At 45.9% G+C, this 22,567-nt stretch carries 18 protein-coding genes; 5 read left to right on the top strand and 13 right to left on the bottom strand.

The features are described 5' to 3' along the window. Positions 1-80: 80 nt before the first annotated feature. Together PSE7367_RS18010 and PSE7367_RS22210 are read left to right on the top strand one after the other, a co-directional pair. Positions 81-1,355 (top strand): PQQ-dependent sugar dehydrogenase, encoded by a 1,275-nt coding sequence (locus PSE7367_RS18010; protein WP_015166769.1) that lies wholly within the window; start codon positions 81-83, stop codon positions 1,353-1,355. 411 nt (positions 1,356-1,766) lie between these two features. Further along, positions 1,767-2,015 (top strand): hypothetical protein, encoded by a 249-nt coding sequence (locus PSE7367_RS22210; protein WP_156800429.1) that lies wholly within the window; start codon positions 1,767-1,769, stop codon positions 2,013-2,015. Between the two features lie 44 nt (positions 2,016-2,059). Here the strand turns inward: PSE7367_RS22210 and larC2 are convergent, their stop codons facing one another. Next, complete coding sequence (larC2, locus tag PSE7367_RS23020) at positions 2,060-2,464, bottom strand: nickel pincer cofactor biosynthesis protein LarC2 (protein WP_413773407.1); 405 nt, start codon at positions 2,462-2,464, stop codon at positions 2,060-2,062. A 41-nt stretch (positions 2,465-2,505) separates the two neighbouring features. Continuing rightward, positions 2,506-3,384: a nickel pincer cofactor biosynthesis protein LarC gene (gene larC / locus PSE7367_RS21330; protein ID WP_264314160.1), complete on the bottom strand. Its 879-nt coding sequence runs from the start codon at positions 3,382-3,384 to the stop codon at positions 2,506-2,508. A gap of 183 nt (positions 3,385-3,567) precedes the next feature. Between larC and PSE7367_RS18020 the strand changes: the two genes are divergently transcribed. Further along, positions 3,568-4,206, top strand: coding sequence for a hypothetical protein (locus PSE7367_RS18020; protein ID WP_015166772.1), 639 nt, complete (start codon positions 3,568-3,570; stop codon positions 4,204-4,206). Between the two features lie 129 nt (positions 4,207-4,335). Here the strand turns inward: PSE7367_RS18020 and PSE7367_RS18025 are convergent, their stop codons facing one another. The 11 genes from PSE7367_RS18025 to PSE7367_RS22575 all read right to left on the bottom strand — a co-directional run bounded on the left by PSE7367_RS18025 (position 4,336) and on the right by PSE7367_RS22575 (position 20,657). Further along, positions 4,336-5,214 carry a sulfurtransferase gene (locus tag PSE7367_RS18025; protein ID WP_015166773.1) on the bottom strand — a complete coding sequence of 293 codons (879 nt, stop codon included), beginning with the start codon at positions 5,212-5,214 and terminating at the stop codon, positions 4,336-4,338. Between the two features lie 455 nt (positions 5,215-5,669). Continuing rightward, the gene (locus tag PSE7367_RS18030; protein ID WP_015166774.1) at positions 5,670-6,287 is read right to left on the bottom strand and encodes a TetR/AcrR family transcriptional regulator; all 618 of its coding nucleotides are present in this window, start codon (positions 6,285-6,287) and stop codon (positions 5,670-5,672) included. A gap of 357 nt (positions 6,288-6,644) precedes the next feature. Further along, positions 6,645-8,654, bottom strand: a complete 2,010-nt coding sequence (locus PSE7367_RS18035) for a DUF3769 domain-containing protein (RefSeq protein ID WP_198013428.1) — start codon at positions 8,652-8,654, stop codon at positions 6,645-6,647. 164 nt (positions 8,655-8,818) lie between these two features. Beyond that, on the bottom strand, positions 8,819-11,785 hold the full coding sequence (locus PSE7367_RS20775; RefSeq protein WP_015166776.1) for a glycosyltransferase: 2,967 nt from the start codon (positions 11,783-11,785) through the stop codon (positions 8,819-8,821). Between the two features lie 20 nt (positions 11,786-11,805). Further along, positions 11,806-13,017 carry a glycosyltransferase family 2 protein gene (locus PSE7367_RS18045; protein WP_015166777.1) on the bottom strand — a complete coding sequence of 404 codons (1,212 nt, stop codon included), beginning with the start codon at positions 13,015-13,017 and terminating at the stop codon, positions 11,806-11,808. Positions 13,018-13,126: 109 nt separating this feature from the next. Next, positions 13,127-14,257: a glycosyltransferase family A protein gene (locus PSE7367_RS20780; protein ID WP_015166778.1), complete on the bottom strand. Its 1,131-nt coding sequence runs from the start codon at positions 14,255-14,257 to the stop codon at positions 13,127-13,129. A 156-nt stretch (positions 14,258-14,413) separates the two neighbouring features. Then, positions 14,414-15,847, bottom strand: a complete 1,434-nt coding sequence (locus tag PSE7367_RS20785; RefSeq protein ID WP_015166779.1) for a sulfotransferase family protein — start codon at positions 15,845-15,847, stop codon at positions 14,414-14,416. A 9-nt stretch (positions 15,848-15,856) separates the two neighbouring features. Beyond that, on the bottom strand, positions 15,857-17,317 hold the full coding sequence (locus PSE7367_RS22810) for an ABC transporter ATP-binding protein (RefSeq protein WP_041700102.1): 1,461 nt from the start codon (positions 17,315-17,317) through the stop codon (positions 15,857-15,859). Between the two features lie 574 nt (positions 17,318-17,891). Beyond that, a complete protein-coding gene (locus tag PSE7367_RS18065) occupies positions 17,892-18,716 on the bottom strand; it encodes an ABC transporter permease (protein WP_156800560.1) in 825 nt (274 codons plus the stop codon). A 376-nt stretch (positions 18,717-19,092) separates the two neighbouring features. After that, positions 19,093-19,890, bottom strand: coding sequence for a signal peptide peptidase SppA (gene sppA / locus PSE7367_RS18070; RefSeq protein ID WP_015166782.1), 798 nt, complete (start codon positions 19,888-19,890; stop codon positions 19,093-19,095). A 209-nt stretch (positions 19,891-20,099) separates the two neighbouring features. After that, positions 20,100-20,657 carry a hypothetical protein gene (locus PSE7367_RS22575; protein WP_015166783.1) on the bottom strand — a complete coding sequence of 186 codons (558 nt, stop codon included), beginning with the start codon at positions 20,655-20,657 and terminating at the stop codon, positions 20,100-20,102. Positions 20,658-20,987: 330 nt separating this feature from the next. On the opposite strand from PSE7367_RS22575, the gene pipX reads away from it, so the two are divergent. Further along, positions 20,988-21,260, top strand: coding sequence for a transcriptional coactivator PipX (gene pipX, locus PSE7367_RS18080; protein WP_015166784.1), 273 nt, complete (start codon positions 20,988-20,990; stop codon positions 21,258-21,260). Positions 21,261-21,519: 259 nt separating this feature from the next. Next, positions 21,520-22,467, top strand: coding sequence for a 4-(cytidine 5'-diphospho)-2-C-methyl-D-erythritol kinase (gene ispE / locus PSE7367_RS18085; protein ID WP_015166785.1), 948 nt, complete (start codon positions 21,520-21,522; stop codon positions 22,465-22,467). Positions 22,468-22,567: the final 100 nt, after the last annotated feature.

Consider the following 22,567-nt stretch of genomic DNA (forward strand, 5'->3'; position numbering starts at 1 on the left):
TTTGCTTTGTTGGCCCGTTTGTCCCCTTCATTTTTAAACTCTTCATTCTTAATAATTCAATGATCGCAACCTTGAAAAAAATGAACGCTTATCTGGCCGCTATGGTGGGGGGCACGATCGTGCTTGTGGGTGCAGCAAGCTGTGCCAGCAATCAGGCAGAGTCCAATCCAGTGAATTCAGTTAGTTCTGCTCCAACGGAAGAAACTCAAACCGCAGTGGATACCGCCGAATCAACAGTCTCAACTGACCCAGCTAATCCAACTACGGCGGGAGTCAAGAGTGAAGCTAGCAGTAATGGTTTTGAGATCAACTCGATCGTCTCTGGTTTGGAGCATCCCTGGGGTATGGCCTGGTTGCCAAATGGTGAAATTTTAGTTACAGAGCGGCCAGGACGATTGCGAATTATTCGGAATGGGGTGCTAGAACCAACGCCGATCGCGGGGGTGCCCGATTTGCTGGCTGCTAATCAAGGTGGCCTGATGGATGTGGCAGTGCATCCCAACTTTGCGACCAATCGCCTGGTTTATCTGACCTATTCCCACGGCACGATCAATGCTAATCGTACCCGCATTGCCCGCGCCACTCTTGATGGTAATGCACTCCAGAATGTGGAAGTGATTTTTGAGGTCTCGCAAGCCAAGCCCAGAGGACAGCATTTTGGCTCCCGTCTCACCTGGCTCCCCGATGGCACATTGCTGGCCTCGATCGGTGATGGTGGTAACCCGCCGATTCGTTTGGGTGGTGAACTGATCCGCCAGCAAGCTCAGAATGTGGGTAGCCATTTTGGCAAGGTGGTGCGAATCAATGACGATGGCTCGATTCCGGCTGATAATCCCTTTGCTAACGATCCTGCCGCCGAACCAGCGGTTTGGAGTTATGGCCACCGTAATATCCAGGGCATGACTATCGATCCGCTGACTAATCAGGTCTGGGCAACTGAGCATGGTTCCCGTGGTGGCGATGAACTGAATCTAATTACTGGTGGCGAGAATCATGGTTGGCCAGTGGCTACCCACAGCCGGGAATATTCAGGGGGGCTAATTTCCCCAGAAACTTCGTTACCTGGAATGATTGATCCGGTGGTGATCTGGACTCCATCGATCGCTCCATCTGGCTTGGCTTTCTATCGTGGCGATCGCTTTCCCCAGTGGGACGGCCAATTATTTGCTGGTGGGCTGGTTTCTCAGGACATTCGCCGAATTGAGCTAGATGAATCTGGCAAGGCAATTAATCAAGAATCAATCCCGATCGGCCAGCGGGTAAGGGATGTACGTCAAGGAGCCGATGGATTGCTATATGTGCTCACTGATGCTGATAATGGGCAATTGCTGCGGATTGAGCCAGCGGGTAGTTAATGATTGGCTTTATGGAATGACGGGATGAGGCGGCGATCCAGCGATTGGTTAAATTGGAATCCGTTATGTATTTATTTGTATTCTTTCTTGCCAGCATTTTGCCCTTTGGATCTGGCAATACCTGATTTATGGCAGGATATTTAAGCTTTAGCCAAAGTTTAATTTCTTCACTCACCCAACTGGATGAGGCAAACGGATGAGGCAAGCTGCCAAATCTTTTGGTTATGCTCATCAATGGCCTAGAAAGAAACCCAAAAAAAGGGGAGGATTGAACCATGATGTTTATTAATACTAATCGCTGTAAGTTCGGAATGATGATTGGCTCCGAGGCCAACCTGGGCGCGATCGCCTCTGATCGCCCAACTTCTCTACATTCACCATCATCACCACTTCAATTAGAAGCTAAACATCATGTCACTCTTCAGCACATTCCTGGGGTTTGTATGCGCCCCGCGCAGGTCGTCCGAAAATGTTAGCGATCGCTCTGATTTTAATTCCCATCAGAGTTTTGAGCCCAATCGACATTTTGGCGATCGTGACCCTGCCTCTAACAGCAATTGCATTGACCAAAACGATCTTAGCGATCGCGCCAGCCAAACAGCAATCAGAAATATCGATCGCGCTAGAGCTAACTATCATCTAGAACGACGTTATCTTTAACTGCTGGCCTAATAGTTGCTTGATCAAGCATTGAGACAATTATATTAATCATGTTTAAGGTGGTGTAAGAGCTGGATTCCGGCTTCATGCACCGCTTTTTGTATTTCTAGCAGTGTTACTTGGTTGGCTTGAGCTAATTCAGCACAATCGGCATATTCTGGTTGCACAGTGATCGCGCGATCGCGCCAGGCAATCTTTACTCGCGCCTTGCCATATTTAGTCTCAACCCAGTGAATTTCCCTGGCCAGGATTACCCGCTCTTGCAAACGGCGGCGAATACCGAGGGTGGTGGTTTCCGCAAACAAAATATCTTCACAGGCTGGCACATCTTTAAGCTGACAAAGCACCGTTAGCAACAGACCAGAACGGGACTTTTTCATGCCGATCGATTGGGTGAAAACATCCAACGCCCCAACCGCTAATAATCGCTCCATCACATAGGCGATCACCTGGGGGCTGAGATCATCGATCTGGGTTTCCAGGATTGTAATTAATTCGGTTTGTCTGTTTCTGCTGGTGGTGGAATCAAGTTTTTTTTTGCTTGTTCTAGTGAAGTATTTGGATTTATAGGATTAGAATCAGGATTAGTTTCCCCTAACCAGAGCCGCACAATATTGGGAATATCCAGATCGCGGGAACCAGCACCAATCCCAACCCTGGTGAGTTGCATTGCTGGTGGTTGGCCAAATCGATCGCACAGGGTCACGGCGATCGCTGCCCCAGTGGGGGTTACTAATTCTTTATTAATGCCATTACTGAACACAGGCACTTGATGCATTTCCCATAATTTCAGCGTAGCGGGGGCGGGAACAGGCATCCGGCCATGATCGCAATTCACATAACCACCGCCAGTGGGCAGGGCAGAACAATAAATCTGGTTAACTCCTAGCCAATCGATCGCGGCACAGGTACAGACAATATCACCGATCGCATCCAGTGCGCCGACTTCGTGGAAATGGACTTGTTCTGGAGTAACGCCATGCACAGCAGCTTCGGCATTAGCTAAATTGCGGAATACGGACAGACTCCATTGGGCGGTGCGATCGCTCAGGTTGGCGGCTTTAATAATTTTTTCAATGTCAGCCAGGTGGCGATGTTTATGGTTAACCTGCGCTGCTGCTTGATCCTGCCCATGCCTGAAAGTACCCGGATCATCATGGCCATGCCCAGTAATTTCTACATAGACTTTGGTGGCTTCCTGACCACACTTTAAGACTTTCTCGCCCCAGATCTTAACTTCGGCGGCTAAGCCTAAGCGCTGGACAATTTCGTTTAAATAATCGATCGGTACGCCTGCACTAACTAATGCCCCTAAACACATGTCTCCGGCGATCCCGGCTGCACAATCGAAGTATGCGATCTTGGCCATTGACTTTTTGCTAGCTAATCTTTTGTTACTTTCTCAAGGTTATAACTATTTGGATTGTAATTTAGGTGCTCGCACCGTGGTTTCTCAATGGGAGCGAAGTTTGATAGTCATTTAAACCAGAGATTGAGCAAGGAATTACTGTACAATTAAAATAAATATAAAATGCATAAGCGTTGGTGAGACATGGTAAAACCGATCGCCGCAGAAAAAATTACCCTCTACGACTTGCAGGAGCAATTCAATCTTAATTTGGTTGAGGATCCGGCCTTTTTCTCCGAGTGGCAGCAAGACTTACCAATCCTCTCCAATGATGAGAAAGAACGATTGCAGCGCGTGCAAGCAGTTATGGCTAATTTAGAGCAGCGATCGGTCTTAGAAAGCACTGTTAAGTTAGCAACTCTTGCACCCTTACTGGATTTAGCAGGGCTTTATCTGCAACCATTTGTAGTCTGGGAAGAAGAAGCCTTTAGAACTAAGACAAGCGATGCAAATGCAGCAGCCAATGCACGATTTGATGTTCTGGGATTCAATCATAAAATCTGGGTGCTGGCGATCGAAACTAATCATGCTGAATTCTCGATCGAGATGGGGATTTCGCAGCTATTGGCGTATTGGTTGAAAGTAGCGCGATCGTTTCCCACCTTGTATAGCCTGGTAACCAACGGCAAAGATTTTGTATTTTTGAAACTGGTGTTTCGCAATGTACCTTGCTATGCTCGATCGAAGCAGTTTGTCCTGGGTCAAGATCGTGATCTAGAAGAAGTTTTACAAATCATGAAACACTTAGCTGAATTGGTAGCACAATCAGAAAATCAAAACTAGGAATTGGCATAAGCAACGATCGCTCAAACAAGAAAATAGAGGCGGCAAATCTTGCGATCGCACCACCTCCACTTAGTTTTTGAAGTTTTAAATTAAGTTAAATCCTAAATTTGAATTGAGCGATTAGCCCTAGACCTTGGCAGCCATCTTCTGGGGATCGGGAGCGCCCTCCTCGATCGGCAATTCTGGATCGCGTGACCATTCATTCCAAGAACTAAAATAATTACGCACATCCTTAAAGCCAGCCTGCTTCAGCGCGATCAACGTATTCGCCGCCCGCGATCCTTTAAAGCAATAGACATATACGGGCATATCGGGGGAAATGCCCACTTCATCACAGACCTTGAGGATTTCATCAGTGGATTTAAACGTGGGGATCTCGGCACCAGGCTCCATCATCCGATACCACTCGATCCACACTGCGCCAGGAATGCGCCCCTTACGGGGGCAGAAATCAACCCCATAGGGCGAGGAGCTATCACCCTGCCATTCGTCGAAATCACGCACATCCAGTTTGACAATGCCAGGATCAGCGATCGCCTTCAGCATGTCTTCTTTGGTCAGCAAAATAGCATCAGATACGTTCATGGGGAAGGTCTTTGGCTCTGGCGTAGTGGTTTCCGCCGTAACTGGCAAACCAGCCTGCTTCCAGGCCATATATCCACCATGCAATACTCCTACCTGGGGATAGCCCAAATACTTGAGAATAAAATAGCCGCGACAGGATTGACCATAGCCTTTGTTTAGGGCTTCTTCGTAAATCACCGCAGGTTCGGAGCCGGATAATCCTGCTGCTCCCAGGATTTCTGCAAAGTCCGTTTGCAACTTGGTCAGGGTTTCTGGGGTAGAATCTTCCACCAGATAGGTAAATAGTTTTCGCACATTCACCGCGCCAGGAATATGCTCCTTGGCAAAGTCATCGGGATCACGGGTGTCAAGGATGACAATTTTTTGACTAGCTTGAAGCTCCGATAGCTCCTTAGGGCTGATTAAAACAGGTAGTTCCATTAACCTTACTTCCTCTATCTCTTTATCTAGTTATCTAGTTTCGTTTGACTGTTTGGTTTTAGTTGATAACTTGAACTTGCCTACTTAGGAAAATCCAGGTAGTGACATTGCCATTATTATTTGTAAATTCAGAAAGGAGTGATCAAACCTGTGAATTTCGATCGCTCATGAACCATAGAGTCTTTACTCAATTCTAAGATTCACACAGATTCACACTTAGATGGTTTGATGGCTGTGTAATAACTATGCAGAAGCAAAGTTGATTAAAATTAAATAGAACGTTTCATCTATTAGAAACTATTAAACTTATTAAATGGCATCACTACGATCGAAAAGAGTGTGATTTGCTACTATTTCTCAGCAGAAATTTAATTAGCTAGCGGTTAGGATGCTAAAGTTGCCGCGATCGCAGTAGCAGCCAGGTTGTTGGTTTTAAATCTGGTTAAATTGTTTTATTAATGATGGGCAGAAGTCAGAGCAGAAGGCGATCGTAGCGAAGCTTTCACCAATCTTCTAGCGCTATCAAAACCACGCTTAATATAATCACCGTTGCGGCGGAGCTTGCCCATCAACATTGCCCCTTCGATCGTGGTGAGAATTTCTTCCGCCAGAATATCTGGTTCTACATTTGGCAGCAATTCTCGTTGGGCTTCACGCAATGAATTTGCGATCGCTGCCTGCCAGGCATCAAAAACCACCGCTAGATGTTCCCGAAAGGATTCATCCTGTTCAACCAGGTCCACAATCAAATTACCCAGCAAGCAGCCCATACACATTGGCTCGATCTGTTGCTTAGCTTCGAGGCGATCGAGCATCCAGAACACCCGATCGATTGGATCTGAGCAATTTTCGATCGCGGGCTTAATTACGCTCTGTTGCAATTTTTGCCATTCGTAATCAATCAGAGCATGCCCCAATTCATGCTTGGAACCAAAATAGTTGTAAAAGCTACCCGATGAAGCACCGCTGAGTTTGAATAATTCACTCAACCCAGTAGCACTCAGGCCTTTGCGATGCACTGTATCGATTACGGATTCAAGAATATCCTCGCGGGTACGCTTGAGATTTGCCATCGGGTATCTCTCACTAAACTGCTAATACTTTATAAATAATGCTTAATACTGCAAGTATATGCTCGACCAACTCTAACTAATCCCGTTTGATCATAGACAATTGAAATTGCTACAGACAAACGTCATTTAGTTATAAATGAACTATAAATGAACCAAGTTCGTAGATACATTAGATATCATACCTGCAACAAAATTTCGCCTACTTTGGGATATATTTTGGCACTATATTTCTATCCTAACGATCGCTATCGTTGCGTTAGTGTCCATTTTCCTCAAACTGCGATTCTGAGCCATCTCAGGATTTATATTGAAGTTAGCATTCCCCAACGGTGTCACTAATGTTGTGATGTTTTTCCATTAATCGCGGCGTTCTACCCCACCACGCACGGGCGTAACATCATCACCGGGGGGAGCATCCCAATTAAAGTCACTAATTCTGAGCTGCAATTCACCAATCTCGCGGGTTGGGCTATAGCGAATCACAAAGGCATAGGTACGGCGATCGTATTGGAGGCTAAGGGATGAGTCGATCACCTCTCCTGTCTCAACATTCCAACTGCTCTGCGCCCCAAGTCGGATCGGGCCATAGAGTTGCTGTAGCACTCCCGCATTAAGGCGTTGACGATCGACCACCCGATCGAAGAAGAAAGGCGATTCACCATTGGTTAAACCCTGGCTATAGCTAATATTTAGCTGGGTATAGTCAAAGAAGTCTTCGGCGAAATTACCCAATACGGCAGATAAACCAACCGTGCCAGCCAGATAGAGCTGACTATCGTCAGAAGTGTAGTAAGAATAAGTGCCCGACAAGCCCAGAATCGCATCCAGCCTGGGTTGAATTGGCTTGGGAGAATATCTGAGGCCGCTGGTAGGCTCAGGCGGGAGTGTTTTACCACGCCAGATCGGAATCCCCCGATTGAGGGCGATCGCCCCTTGCAAACGCCCTAAGCTGCCCACTTCGACCACATCTAAATCAGCCCGATCGGCACTGATATATTGCGCCCCAGCCTGATAACTTAGATTAATGCCCGAATCACCAAGCTGGCGGTTGGGCGAGAAAATATTAAACCCCAGCGAGTTCTGCACATCCTGGAACCCAATCGAACCATTGAAGATGCGATCGCGGAAGGTATATTGGGCGGAGAAGGTATGATCACCAAAAATCGGGCGATCGTAGGTGCTCGCCACCCGCAATTGGTTATCTAGGTCGGTTAAATCTAAGCTCGATAGCTCAATTTCCGCATTAATCACTTGGCGATTGGGCAGATCCGCATCCAGGGCTACCTCTACGCCAAACATATCCGCCCCAAACAGATCGCCATTAAATCCGCGCTGGAGTAATATCTGTGGCGATATGGTGAGATTGATATTTTCTGCGCTGATTACATCAAAGTTTTGCTGATAGAACAGGCCATCCTTATCACGGCTATCAAAACCAATTTTGGCTGGGGTGTCGCGCTGATATTTATCAATGATCAGTGTGTCTCTGAACAAAGGGATCGAAACGGTTTGGTCAAATACCAGGCGCGGGTTTTCGGTTTTGAGTTGATCTTGAGTTTCCGAAAGGGGCTTGAGGGTGGCGCGATCGGTGACCAGCTCTAGTTCTGGCGGTGAGAATGGATCATTGGTAATCCGCAATTTTTCTGCTTCCCAGGTGTCGCCATCCAGTCGCAGGACTTCGGCTCTAAAGCCTAAACGCCTTACTTCACCATCATCACGGGTGCTGCGATCGTTTCTACCCACCGAGAAGAACTGCGAATTAGAATCGAGGTCAGACGGCAATTGAGTCGCCTCAGGGCGATCGAGTGTGCCCAGATTGATTGCGCCAGAGGCATCTCTGAGGTTTCCTTTCTGGTCAGCATAGGCATATTCTAATCGAGAGCCTTGCAGCATTTGATCGCCCCTGGTGAAAAATACATTCCCCTGGGCAACGGCGACCTGCTCAACAATATTCACCTCTACCTTATCGGCCTTCAGCTCCGAACCCTGATAGCGCACAATCACATTCCCTGTGGCAACAAAGGTCTGCTCGGCATCGTTAAATTCCTGGTTGTCTGCCAACACCTGCATCCGTTCGCCGGTCACATCTTCTGGCGGCAGGGGAATTTGGATTGGTGGATCGGTGGGTTTGGGCAGAATAATGCTTTCTGGCTTAACCGGGCCAGCCTGGGCTACCAACCGCACAAAGAGCTGATCAAAGTTGGTGGTTGCCGATCGCATCAACATTTCGAGATCGCCTTCCACGCGACGATCGACCGATGCCAATATTTCCGTCGCTTCCATCTGGAGCGACTGCCCTTGCAAAGATCCCGCGTCGATTATGTAAGTCTGGGGCGGGATAGGTGGCGGTGGTTGAACGTAAGGCATATCTAGATAAACATTGTAAAACCAATGCACCATCGAAAAATACACTGGAAAGCATATTTACTTAAATCAGCAAAGCTGTTGTCTTCACGTTCCGCCTCAATCTCTTACAACTGGTACAACTGGGCAAGTATAGCTGCATAATCGAGAATTGGATAGCTCCTTGATTAGGAATTTAATTCAGAACCTGGCTTAGAATTTGGCTCAGGATTTGGATTAGAATTGACTAATAATGGCGCGATCGCCTGATTAATTGTTTCCCTCACCGCCTCTGGCGTGTATTTATACATCGCCTTAAAGGAGTTCTGCGAGATTTTTTGCCACAAACCCTCGTTATTGTAGAGGTTTAGGATCTCGGTGGCAAATTGTTCTGGTTCGTCTACTACGATCGCATTTTCGCCCGAAACCAGGCCAATTCCTTCTGCCCCGATCGAGGTAGTGATGGTGGGCAGTCCATAGGAAAGGCTGTGGCCAATTTTGCCCTTCATTCCCGCCCCATAGCGCAATGGCGCAATAAATAGTCGTTGGGAGGTAAAATAGGGCTCCACGTCTTTGATATAGCCAGGCACAGAAACCCGATCGCTGGCCAGCGCCTTGACGGCTGGCGAAGGATTACTTCCCAACAAAGTGAGATGCAAATCTGGTTGCGATCGCCACACCAGCGGCATAATTTCGGCACACAGCCAGATCACCGCGTCTACATTGGGCTCATGGTAGTAACCACCAATGAACAATAACCCTTGCCGATCGGCAAAACCCTTACCGCGATCGGGGTAGATTTCATGAACATTGGGTACTACTCGCACTTGCTTGGCTTCAAAATTATCCAGCAGTTCCTTTTCCACCTCAGTCACTACCAGAGTCAGATCAGCGCGGCGAGCAAATTCAACTTCCTGGGTTTGCATTTTTTGCCACTCAGCCTCCAGGTGACGATCGCTACTACCGCCCAGTTCCCATTGACGTTTCATGCGCACAAAATGTAAATCGATCGTGTCGTAGATAACTTTGATCTGAGGCTGCTGCCGCAGGATTGGCATATATTTCTCGCATAATTCCGGCCGACAGACCCAGGCCAGGTCGATCGCGGGCAGCCTTCGCTCTAGTCTTTGCTGCCAATCATTTTGCTTGTAGGTAAAATAAAGCACCTCGATCCCCATACTTTCCAGCTCGCCAGTGTAGGGGTCTTGGTCGTGGCCATAGTCGGGCAGAAAAATAATGTGATAGTCAAAGCTTTGCAGGATTTTAATAATATTGAACAGCCGATAGGAGCCAGAATCCTTGTCATAGGCAGGAACCAGGGTATCAATAATCAACACCGTTGGCTTAGGTAACACTCGCCGGGGTGCTAGTTCAAAATTACTGGGTTGATAGGAATAATGCTGGGGCAGAGCCGATCGCCAGGTTTTTAGTAGCTCTAGGCGATCGCTATTTAAACTCCTGATCTGATGTTTAGCTATGTCCTTATCCTTATGCCTGCTCTGAGGATTAATAGCATTAGTATTTTTAAGGTGAAGCATGGCTTTGCCATTATTTAAGCCATTGTGATTAGGATTAATCGCCGCTTCTTTAGTTAGGTCAATAGTTAAATCAAGCTTTGAATCACTAGTTGAATCACTAGTTGAATCGAGCCTAGCTTTACTGTTAACTAAATCGATCGAATCATTAACTAGCTCACCTTTAGATTTACTAATCAACTGCTGAGTATCTTTAGCAATATTTAAATTAGTTTGGCCATAACCTGTTGACTGATCTAATTGAATTTCTGGATTATTTCTAGCATTAGCATCAATAATTAAATCTGCATCTAAATCATTAGAATCATGGCCTGAATTACCATTATAATTAATTATCTGATTAGCATGATCGAGAATAATTTGATTTAGAGCTGCATCACTAACCAAATTTAAATCATTACTTATTATCCGATTTAAGTCCTTAGTTAAAACATCAGAACTAGCGATCGAACTAACTTGCGTAGCAATGCGATCATATCCATCTTTACTATTGTTGCTATTAATAATATTGGCATGGGCAAAATTAATTTTTAGCTCAGGTTCATGCCGACAAATCAACTTTGCTTCCGGTTGATAGACCACCTGCCAACCCTGCGATCGCAACTTGAAGCCAAAATCAGCCGCAGCGTATAGTTCATGGCTATATCGATCGCTGAAGCCGCCAACTTGATTGAAGTCATCGCGCCTGATTAACATGCCTGGGATCGCTACAAAATCAACCTGTCGTAGATAACAATATTCTGGTTCTTCGGCATAATCGCGGTGACCATAGCGCCATAAATACCCTTCTTGCCAAACTATACCACCAGCTAATTCACAGGTGTTGCTTTCATAAATTAAGCGCGAACCCACCGCGCCTACATGGCCTAATTTACTAAGCGATTTATGATTGTTTCTAGCGATATTAGTGACATTTTGATCAACAGATTGATTACTATATTGATCACTCTTGTAATCGCTGCTTTGATGTTCTTTATTAATAACTAATAATAAAGACTCCAGCCAGGTTTCAGTTAATTGATAATCCTGATCCAAAAAGCATAAAAAATCACCTTTGGCTAATTTGGCAATTTGATTATAAGCATTTATATGGCCAAGTTTTGTTTTATTTCTAACTACATTAATGCCAGAAACTTTCTTCAAAAAGTCTTTGGTGTAATCCGTCGAAGCATCATCTATTAAAATTACCTCGATCGCCCAGCGATCGCCAATTTGCTGATTAATTGACTTCAAACAGTTATAGGCATATTTGGCATTGTTATGGGCATAGATCAACAGTGAGACCTGGGGATTAGGGCTGGTTTTGATCGTAATTGGTTGGGGTCTTTGCAGTGGTGAAAGTGATAAATAGCGCTCATCGGGCAAAAATGGCAAGCGCTGCGCCAAGAATCGATAAATTTTGTTTTTGGCCTTAATTACAACGCCAGCAACCCCATCCCGCTTGAGGGTAATGTAAATCTTTTCGGAATATTTGTTAGTGAAGCGGGTAATTGATTTAACCACCGCGATCGCCAGCAGCCAATCCTTAACCGTGCAATAGATCTTATTTCTGGTTTTAATTAAGAGAGTGCCTACCCCATGCTCCGCCAAGATCTGTTGTGCTTTATTTAAATACTTCATGAATTGCTAACGTAAATTTTTTAGTCGGTGGCGGGTAGCCCTAGCGATCGCTTTAGATCTAACCATTTATTCCGCAATTTCCAAAACTTGCTGCTTTCCATAGCGGCGATCGTATTGCGCGATTGGGTCAGCTCTGCCTGGGTGCGTTCCAGGTTCCCCTTGGTTTCCCAAAGGGCTGAGTTTGATTCCTCTAGCTCGGCTTGAGTGTTACTAAGCTGATTTTTGGTAGCTTGGAAAGCGGCTTGCATCTTATCAATTTCGGTAAATGCAGCCTTGGCCTGAGCACCATAATATTGCACTTGCAGGCTCAAATCTTTAACCTTTTCGGCAAGTTCTGCTACCTGATGGTTGGTTTTACTCAGTTGCGATCGCGTCCCTTCCATATTTTCATAGGTGGTGGTGATCCGATCGACACAGGCTTGGATTAATTGTTGTTTGACCGATTCCGGCAAATTTGCATAGGCGCGATCGCCTAGCATCTTAAACTGCAAGCGCCAATCATCAATCCAGGACTGGCCGCTATGCTCATTTTGATTACTCTGCTGATGCTGATGCACCCGAAAATCAGATAGCACCTGATCAATAAATCCGATTTTGAATTGAGTCATGATCCGTAGCCACATGTCCAGATCGACAACCTGGACTAAGTTAATGTCAAATAAACCAACTTGTTCAAATACCTCAGTGCGAATTAAAACCGCAGTGGGTTCGCCAATCTTATTAAATGGTGGTGTTAACAATTTGGGATCACTAAGCAAATCCAAGCCCGATTGAATTGGCTCTAGCTTGCTCCAGGCTTCGGTAATGTTGATGTAGAGCGGATCGAAACTGGCCTGGTCTGTGCAAATTACATGGCGTGGCGCAAACACCAGACCAATTTGCTCATCTTGCTCCGCCAGGGCCACCATTTGGGTGAGGCAATCGGGGCGCAATAGGTCATCCTGGAACAGAAACTTAATATATTTGCCCTGGGCTTGGGAGATGCAAAAGTTCCAATTGCCCACCACGCCATAGCGATCGTGACTGAGCCATCGCAGCCGATCGCGCTGATCACCTAGTTGCTCTTGGCAAGAAGCTACGATCGCAGCCGTCTCATCACTGGAACTGTCATCAGAGATAATAATTTCAAAATTACTGTAGGTCTGGGCGATCGCACTATTCAGCGTCTCGGCGATAAATTCCGCTGCATTATAAGTAGGAATGCAGATACTAACTAAAGGTGAATTGGTCATAAGCTGCCACAGGGTGAGCGAAGAGATAAACTCAGGGTATTAATGTATTCAGATATTCACAAAAATCACTACGACAAAATGCTGACTGGAAAAGGTATCAGCTAGGTTATCAGCTTTTTGAGTTAAAACCTAAGATTGTTTTGAATTTGCGCTTGATCTGCATAAATAGCTGGCGCGATCGCCAAAATTTGCTGGTTTTCATCCAATCTAACTCTGCCTGCAACTTTTCTAGCTGGTTTAAGGTTTCTTGTCCCAATTGTTGTTGTTCTGCTAAAGACTTTTGCTGAAGTTTAGTTATTTGTTGCTCTAGTTGGTTAATGGGGCGATCTTGCTCGGCTTTATCAGCATAAATATGCTTAAGCTCTTGTTCTAAGCGATCGACCTCAGCCTGAGTTTGAGCAAGTTGCAACCTGGCCTCTTCAGCTTTCTGGATTTGCTCAAAGGTAGCTAGTTCCTTCGCCGCGATCACCGCCGCATATTTGGGGCGATAGAGCGATTCATGTTTTTGGCAAATATAATGCACCAATCTTTGTTGATTGGCAGGCAGTTTGCATTTTTGCACCATCGAGTCAGATCGCACTCGATAGTCATAGGTCACCATATCCAGATGATGGAACTGCCAGCCCTGTGCTGCTGCCCCCAACCAAAAATCCCAGTCTTCATAACCAAGTCGATCGGGCATTTGTTGGTCATAGCCGCCGCAATCTTGCCACACCTGTTTGCGAAACACTGCGCAGGCATCGATGAAATTACCTAGCATGAGGCGATCGAGGTCAAAATCCGGCAGTGCCCAGACCAGGTTTTGATCGCCAAAATAGGCCACATCGCCATAAACAATACCTACCGCTGGAAATTGGTCTAAGACTTCGATCCCCCTGGTAATATAAATCGGCCTGATTTTATTATCGGCATCCAGCGGCAGAATGTAACGTCCCTGGGCGGCAGCGATCCCAGTATTCCTGGCATGGGCTAGGCCATGATTGGCTTGGTTGATAATCCGATCACCATTCTTGCTCAACTCAGCTAGGATTTGCAGCGTACCTGGTTCGGTTGAGCCATCATTGACAATAATAATCTCGTGATTGTTGCCCTGATAATTTGCCACACTGGCCAGGGCTTCGCGCAAATATTCGCCATGATTAAAGCAGGGCACAATAATTGAAATATCAATCCCTTGATTATGCTGCATATCTCGATCGGGATTCTCATTGTTTTGAGCCTGCGGAATGGCATCAATCATGGCTTCAATAATTGCAGTAGAGATGCTGGATTGGGAATTTAGATTAGAACTCAGGGCGATCGTTTCTGACCAAACTGAGATTAAATTAATACTTTAGCGATCTTAGCGAACTCAAATTAGCCAGAATTAGATTAGGTTGAAAATCCTGCCAGATGGCTAATCGAACTTGATACCGATCGCCTTTTTAAATTTAAACCAGACCTGACGGAGCTGCCAGAATTTAGAAGTTTTCATGGCCGTAATTTCATGATGCAGGTTAGCAATGTGCGTGGCTTGATCGGTGTGAACCTGGGCGAAGGTGGCCAGGTCTTGCTGTTGGCGATCGCATAGCTCCTGTAATTGAACTAATTCTTGGATTGGTGATTTAGTCTCTATTTCGGCCTGCTGTTTCAGTTTGGTTAATTCTGTCTGGGTTTGGCGCTGGGTCGATTGGGTTTGTAATAGTTGTAAATGCAGCAACAGAGCGGATTTGAGGATTTGATTGCGATCATCACTAGTATGATTAACCTCAAGCGAGGTGATTTTGTGATCCGACTTAAACAGTTGATTTAGATCTAAACCACTAGCAATATCGGCCACCTGATCTAATTTTGTGAATAGTTCAACCGAGGCTGGATAAATTTGGCTAATTAGCGCTACAGTAGGATGGCTTAAATCCAGACTCCGAAATAGTTTGGGGTCAAATACAGCTTTAATCTTTTCGATCGCCATGTCGGGATTAACTTGAACATTCAACCGCGATCGCAGCAACTCCAGCCATTGTCGGGGCGATCGTAAGGTCTGATTTATATTCACCAGCACGCATTTATCTGGATATCTGGTGTAAAAATCAAGCAGGTGGCGATTGTAATAGTGCCATGCCTTCAGGGCGTAGTCGGGATGTAATGAAAAGATATGGCTATTCAAACGCAAAATTGAATCGGCTACATCCCAGGGCGATCGATATACAAGTAAATACCTTGCCTGGGGCATTAGATTATGCCAAAAATCCAGCATCAGGGTGGTGCGTGGATCTTTCCAACCCCATAGTGATTCGGTTAAAGCAGAATCATTGGTTTTATCTAGGTGATCTGGGTGATCTTGGTGAGCGATGCGATCGTTTTGATCAATGCGCTCGCCTGAATCTGACGCAGATTTCTTAAGTTCTAGATTTAAATTATTTGACTGTATTGCATGATCAAATTGCGTTATCGATTGCCTTGCCGCAATTAACTCTAGTGCCTGGGGAATAGAGGCGGCAAACTTTTGTGGGTCGAGGGTTTCATGCTCAGTCCAACCCCAATCGTGCCAGCCAGGATCATCACGATCGCAACAAGCCTGTAAAGTCTGGCGTTGAAATTCAAGGAACTCAACATCCTCAAAATAGCCCTTCACATTATTACCATCGGCCAGGTAAAGATTTTGCCCCACATCCACACCGATCGCTTGTAACAATGCCGCAGTGAGGGAAGTGCCCGATCGGTGCATCCCCACAATCACCAGGGGTGACATCCTGGCAGCGATCGCGGCTAGTTCTGCTTGCTCGGTTAGGGGTTGCGATTGTTGAGCCGACAGAGCCGATCGATTTGATAAAGTTGATGAATCCATCATTGCCACCAATCATCCATTAATGACTTCAGCGGTCAGGCTAGATTCTGCTTCTGGGGTTGACACATAAGTAAGATCAATATCTACCGGCACTGCCAACAGACCATAGGAATAGAGCGAGCCAATTACAGTCAACGGCAGCATATCCTGGCGGCGATCGAGGGCGACAATTTTTTGATCGAGCCGCAATTCTGATACGCCAGCGGAAATAGTATAGTTACCAGGAGTTAGATAACAATTCCAGGCAAATTCCACAGTCAGCACTGTGCCAGCAGCGATCGCTGGGAGGGTTTTCTGGGAGCCAAAGGTACTGTTGCCAATTACAGCAATGCCATTGATGGTTTTGATTTTAAAGCCTGCGATCGGCTGATTCACATCACTATGAAACAGAATCGTAGAACGCACCGATACGCGCTCGCCGCATTTGACGGTTTGGGTCAGTTCGCCATCAGAGTTAATAATTTCAGCAGTCAGAATTTCCGCACCGCCCATGCCAATCCGCGATTCACCGATCGCATCGTTTTTGGAGCTTGATTTGCTTGACTTACCTGATTGGCCGGATTGCTGATTTTTATGATTGGATTTGACCAAATTGACTTCATGGCGGAATTTTTGTGTCCCCTTGCCATTAAGTCCATTATTCCCATTAGTCTTGGCGTGACCATTACTGGCATTTTTATTGGCAGCCGCAATCATCTTTGCCTTGGCGCGTTCTTCATGGCGGCTAGCTTCCATGGCCTCACGTTCACTAACCAGAGCGCTATAGGCCAATACTGCCGGATGGGGCTTTTCATCGCAGAGCATTTTGCCCTGATCCAACACGATCGCCCGATCGCACAAATTCAACACACTATTCAGGTCGTGGGAAACGAATAAAACCGTTACGCCGCGATCGCACAACTCTTCGATCTTACTGAAGCATTTGCGCTGAAATAACACATCACCCACGGCCAGGGCTTCATCCACGATCAAAATTTCTGGATCAACATTGACCGCCACGCCAAACGCCAACCGCACAAACATACCACTGGAGTAAGTTTTAACCGGTTGATCAATGAAATCACCAATGTCGGCAAAGTCGGCGATCGCCTCAAATTTCTCCTCTAACTCCTCTTTGCTGAGCCCCAGCAGTCGCCCATTAAAAAATACATTCTGCCTGCCCGTAAATTCAGGATTAAAGCCACTGCCCAATTCCAGCAGCGCTGAGATTCGCCCCTTCACTTCCACCGTGCCGTGGGTGGGGGTCATGGTGCCAGCGATCATTTGCAACAGGGTGCTTTTACCCGATCCATTCCGGCCAATAATCCCCAGGGTTTGCCCTTTATGAATCTCTAAATTGATTCCTTGAACCGCCCAAAACTCCTGAGACTTGCATAGTTTGGGGAAGAAAATTTCTTTTAACCGATCGGCAGGGTGCTCATAACGCTTAAAGCACTTCCAAAGGTTTTGCAGGCTGATTGCTACTTCGCTCACACTCATCCAAGAATAATCTAATCAACCAGAATTTAGTTTTCAGAATAACAAAATAGATTTAACTTTCCCTTACATAAAACTGCAGATGTAAGTATGAAAATTAAGATATTAATAAGCATTATCAGGCATTGCTTAACTATTACCAGGCATTATGGGCGATCGTAATCACGCTCATCCCAGCTAACACTAAACCTCTCCGATATGCTGATTAATCTAATTAATGCTAGTTAGTAATACCCATGCATACAGGTAGGCCCCATGATTGTCAACTTTAATTTGCTGAGCTGAGTATTTTTTTGATTAGTGCCGATTATTTTTGACTAGCTGTAAGCCCAGAACTAGCCGCATAATAATAATCAACAATCTAAAACAGGCAATAGAGCCAGATATCTCCCTTTTAAGGGTTACAACTTAGCTTTGTGTATATTAATACCTACTCACTTGTCTATAATTCACCCTACCGAGTGGTAGGTAATTCTACATCTAACCTCAGGCAGACTCGATCGCTAATGGCGTTAATTAGCATGTGAATATTTAGCAAATCAAGCAAATTAGTCAAAAACAAGCCCAAAAACTAAAGCACATCGGCAAACGCAGGACGCAATCGCTGATAGACCTTGTAACCGATCGCAAACATCACGATCGCAATTACCGTGGCGCTACCCCATTCATACCAATGCTGTACTCTGCCTTCTAGCACTAGATCGCGGTAGACTTCGCAGATCGCCGCTGCCGGATTAAACCACAAGATCCACCAGCGCCATGCTGCCGGGATGCGATCGGCCGGATAGACAATTGGGGTCATGTAAAACCACAGGTTAATAAACACCATCAGGGTTTGGGGAATATCGCGCAAAAACACAGTCAAGCCCGCCACCAGATACCCTAAACCCGCCGTAAATAATAACTGAGTGAACCAAACCAAAGGCAATAACCACAGCGTGGCATGGGCAACCTGAGAACTAAAACCAACTACCACAATTAGCGCCACCAGTCCCATCGTGCTTTCTACAAACGCGGTGAGCACAGGCACAAGGGGCAAGAGTGCCAATGGGAAAACTACTTTTTTAACTAAATTTGCCTGGTTGATTACCGCGCCGGCGGCCTGAATCAGACCACTGGTGATCGCAAACCAGGGCACCAATCCGGCAAACACCCACAGACCAAAGGTGAGATTATTATCCGGCAGGCTACTGATGCTGAGCTTGACCTTGAGGATCACCGAAAAAACATAGGTGTAGATCACCAGTTGGGAAAGTTGGTTGAGCAATGGCCAGAGATTCCCCAGAATCGAACCTTTATATTTGGCCGAGAGATCGCGCCGTACCAGGGTGATCAACAGGTCTAATTTGGCGATCGCATGCTCTGACAAAACGCGGCGGATTGGCTTAAAGGCAATGCGGCTGCCAGAGGAAACAAAGCTAGCAACTTGTTTGATTATTTGTTTGATCTGTTTGCCTATGCCTGCCAAGTTTTACCTTTTATTCCAGTCAATATGTACCAATTATCAAATAAATTAAATATGGATCGATGCGTAAGTCAATCTAATTTCAATCGGCTTTAGCTACTACGATCGACTCAGCTACCTCTCGATCCATGAGCAATCGAGCTAATTACAATTAATTAAGGTGCATAGCAATCATAAAACTATTTCGATGCCTTTACCGATAGAAACAATCTCTAAGACCGCAATAGAGCTTTCAAGCGATCGACTGCGATCGCCAGCAACGGCAAATTAAAGGCTACAAAGATCTATCACACTCAGGTTGATCCAGCTAATACCACATCCACAGCGGCATGCCACTGGTTTCCATTTCAAATCGGAAGCGGGTGGCCAATTCCGCCGACCCTGGTAAAACCCGATTCAGGAATGATTTGGGTGGCTTGATATCATAGCATTTGACCTTGTCGGGATCTAAATCCACCAATTCCGCTGCCCATCGTTTGGCATCTTCTTCAGTGCCCAGCCGATCGACCAGACCCAATTCCACCGCATGTTCACCGGTAAAAATCCGGCCATCGGCAAAAGATCTTACCGTGGCGGGGCTGAGTTTGCGCCCTTCGGCCACGGTGTTGACAAATTGGTTATAGCTAGAATCAATCAGGCTTTGCAAAATTTGCTTTTCAGGCTCGGTAATTTCTCGATCGAAGGCCAGAATATCCTTATAGGGGCCAGATTTAACCACCTTAAACGAAACCCCCACCTTTTCCAGTAGTTGCTCAATATTATTACCACGCAGAATTACACCAATGCTGCCGGTAATTGTGCCAGGATTCGCCATAATATAGTCCGCACCCACCCCAATATAGACACCACCAGAGGCGGAAATATTACCAAAGCTGGCGATCACCTTGGTTTGTTGGCGGAGCCGTTTGAGGGCGGCGTAGATCTCCTGGGAATCGCCCACCGTGCCACCAGGGCTATCGATCCGCAATAGCAAGGCTGGGAATTTCTGTTCCTCAACAAACTCCAGGGCTTCTAGGACGTGTTTACGGGTCGAGGAGGCGATCGCGCCACTCACTTCAATGCGAGCAATTTGTTTTTTGAATTTGCGGTTGAAGGGCCAGACCATTTTTTATTTATTGCTTATGGAGAGTATTGATAATTATGCTGGTTAGACAACCAATTGGGTATGCTTCTTTTCAGTACAAGGATTGAATAGCTAGATCAATCTTGCAAAATATCAGGCTTACAAAAGCAGTAGGCAAGCTTGATTATTACCTGCCTATCCTATCAGTTTGCCAAAATGATCAAATTGCACGAATCATCTTGTTTGAATCTTCAATCTTCACTTTCCTTGGCCAGATTGTACATAGTGCCCAAAGGTGTATCAGCATAGAGCAATGGCGCGATCGCTGCCGCTTCACCCAATCGGGTTTCTAAATTATCTTCCAGGCTAAAAAACTGATCAATCCGATCGCACAACCCAGCCGGAGACAAACTCTGCACATTGGAGCTGATTACATAGCTTTGGGCTGGGGAACTACGAAAAGCCGCAAACGCCCGTTCGCAATAGTCCAACTTCGATGCTGGGGTGGCTTCTTGCCATACATACCCAGCGCTGAGCCCCTGTAGTTTTGGGGTAGTTTCTACTTCAACATCAGCGGTCGATACGATCGAGGCGATCGCTGGAGCGGCCAGGACATCGGGCACAAACAAATTAATGGGGAGCAAGCCCAATAGCAAAAAGACAAAAGCTAGACTGGCGATCGTCAAGCATCTAAATCGTTGGCATAGCTGGCTTAAGTAAAGACGAAAGGAGCAAAACGAAGATGGTTGCAACATAACAAAATTAGAATTGGGGCGATCGCTGGCAATTTTTAACAAAAAATTAAACATACAATTTTTAAACTAGAAGATTCATGAGCAATGGCAAGTCTATGCTTAAAGCCTATATCTATCAGTAGTTTTCATAAATGGCTAGGTTGATTAAAATAAATTGCTAGCTCTTGCTTTAATCATCAAACCCTCTGAACAGCCAGATGTAGTAGCATATACAGAAATTTTTCTGCCTTATCCAGGTGTAGAATTAAACACTTGAGCCTATGTTTTTTTAGGGTCAAATTATTTTGGGTATGTTTTTACTATAAACACTACAAATATTTGATCAAAATCGAGGCAATCGGATTTTTGTGGCCAAATCTTAGCTTAAATTAATAACCTTGACAGATGTCAATTGAAACCTACTTAAATCATCCTACATTTGGGCTGCTATCGCGGATTTGCTCGGTTGATGAGACCCGCAGCCTATTTACGACCCTATATGCCCAAAGACTTTTCTTTGTGATTACGGCCAGTCCTGATGGGGTTCGATTTGACCCGCTCAGCAGAGCCGATGCTAAGGTATTGGTAGAAAATCGAATGCGTTCAGTGCGGCGTGAGGGCGATCATACGGAGCTAGAAGTTTTGCAGGATGCGTATAAAAAGACTTTTTCCCAATGATTTTTATTATCTCTAGGATGCTGGGAGTCGCTATTTGCTGTTAAGTAGTTTTAAGCAGCTTAGTTTGTTTACGATCGCTTCAAGTAAAGGCTAAGACTACTGGAATCTAAAATCCAAATAAATCGTTCTGTTTTATATCTGTATATCTGTTATATCTGTTCAATATTTATCTCGATGTTTATCTCGATCGCCTCGCTTCCCTGTCTAATTTTGGATTACTTTTGAATTATTGTTGGATATTTCGGTATGTGAATGCAATATGAGCAAGAGCCTTTCTTTGAAAGCCCCAGCCAAAATTAATTTCTATTTGCAAATCACTGGCAATCGCCCGGATGGTTATCATGATCTGGTGATGATTATGCAAAGCGTGGATCTAAGCGATCGTGTGGATTTGCGCCAGACCGCCAGTGAAGCGATCGTGGTGCATTGCGATCATCCCCAAGTCCCCCAGGATCGCACCAACTTGGCCGATCGGGCTGCCCACTTAATGCAGCAACGGTTCCCATCTGTAGGCGGCATAGAAATTAAAATCCATAAAAATATTCCGATCGCAGCAGGGCTGGCGGGTGGCTCAACCGATGCAGCGGCAGTTTTGGTCGGGATCGATCGCCTGTGGCAACTGGGATTAACTCAGCCAGAGTTACGCGAACTGGCTGCCCAACTGGGCTCGGATATTCCTTTTTGCATCAGTGGTGGCACGGCCTTGGCCACTGGGCGAGGCGAGGTGATCACGCCAGTTGCTGATCTGGCAGATGTGGCGATCGTGATTTGCAAACCCAAAGATATTGCGATTTCTACGGCCTGGGCCTATCAAACCTTTCGGGCAGCAGGTCTGCTGGCGCAAGGTAAGCAACTGCAACCTAGCCACGATCGCTCCAGTGAAATGCTGGCGGTGCTTGAAGCAGCCAAAGACAAACATAATCAAGCATTAATAGAGGTGGCGACCCAACTGGGGCAATTGCTCTATAACGACCTGGAGCGAGTAGTTTTACCGGCTCATCCCGCGATCGTGCAGCTTAAGCAACAATTGCAAGCCCAAGCGCCGCTGGGGGTATTAATGTCTGGCTCTGGCGCAACCGTGTTTGCGATCGCCCGTGATTTGGAACATGCCAGGCAGATCGCTAAGAGCGTGGTTGCTGGGCTACCGAATATTGAAGCCTGGGTGACTAAAACGATCGGTAATGGCATTCAGGACTTTTTGGATTAAGTAATAGTGATCGATATTCACCGCTAAAAGCCGTTCAAAGATGCCTGAAGTTTAGTTTTGTTAGTCAAAGCCCAAAAGTTGCTGACCAAGTTTTAAACTG

Origin of the sequence: Pseudanabaena sp. PCC 7367 (genome assembly GCF_000317065.1) — a bacterium.
GTDB classification, from domain to species: domain Bacteria; phylum Cyanobacteriota; class Cyanobacteriia; order Pseudanabaenales; family Pseudanabaenaceae; genus Thalassoporum; species Thalassoporum mexicanum.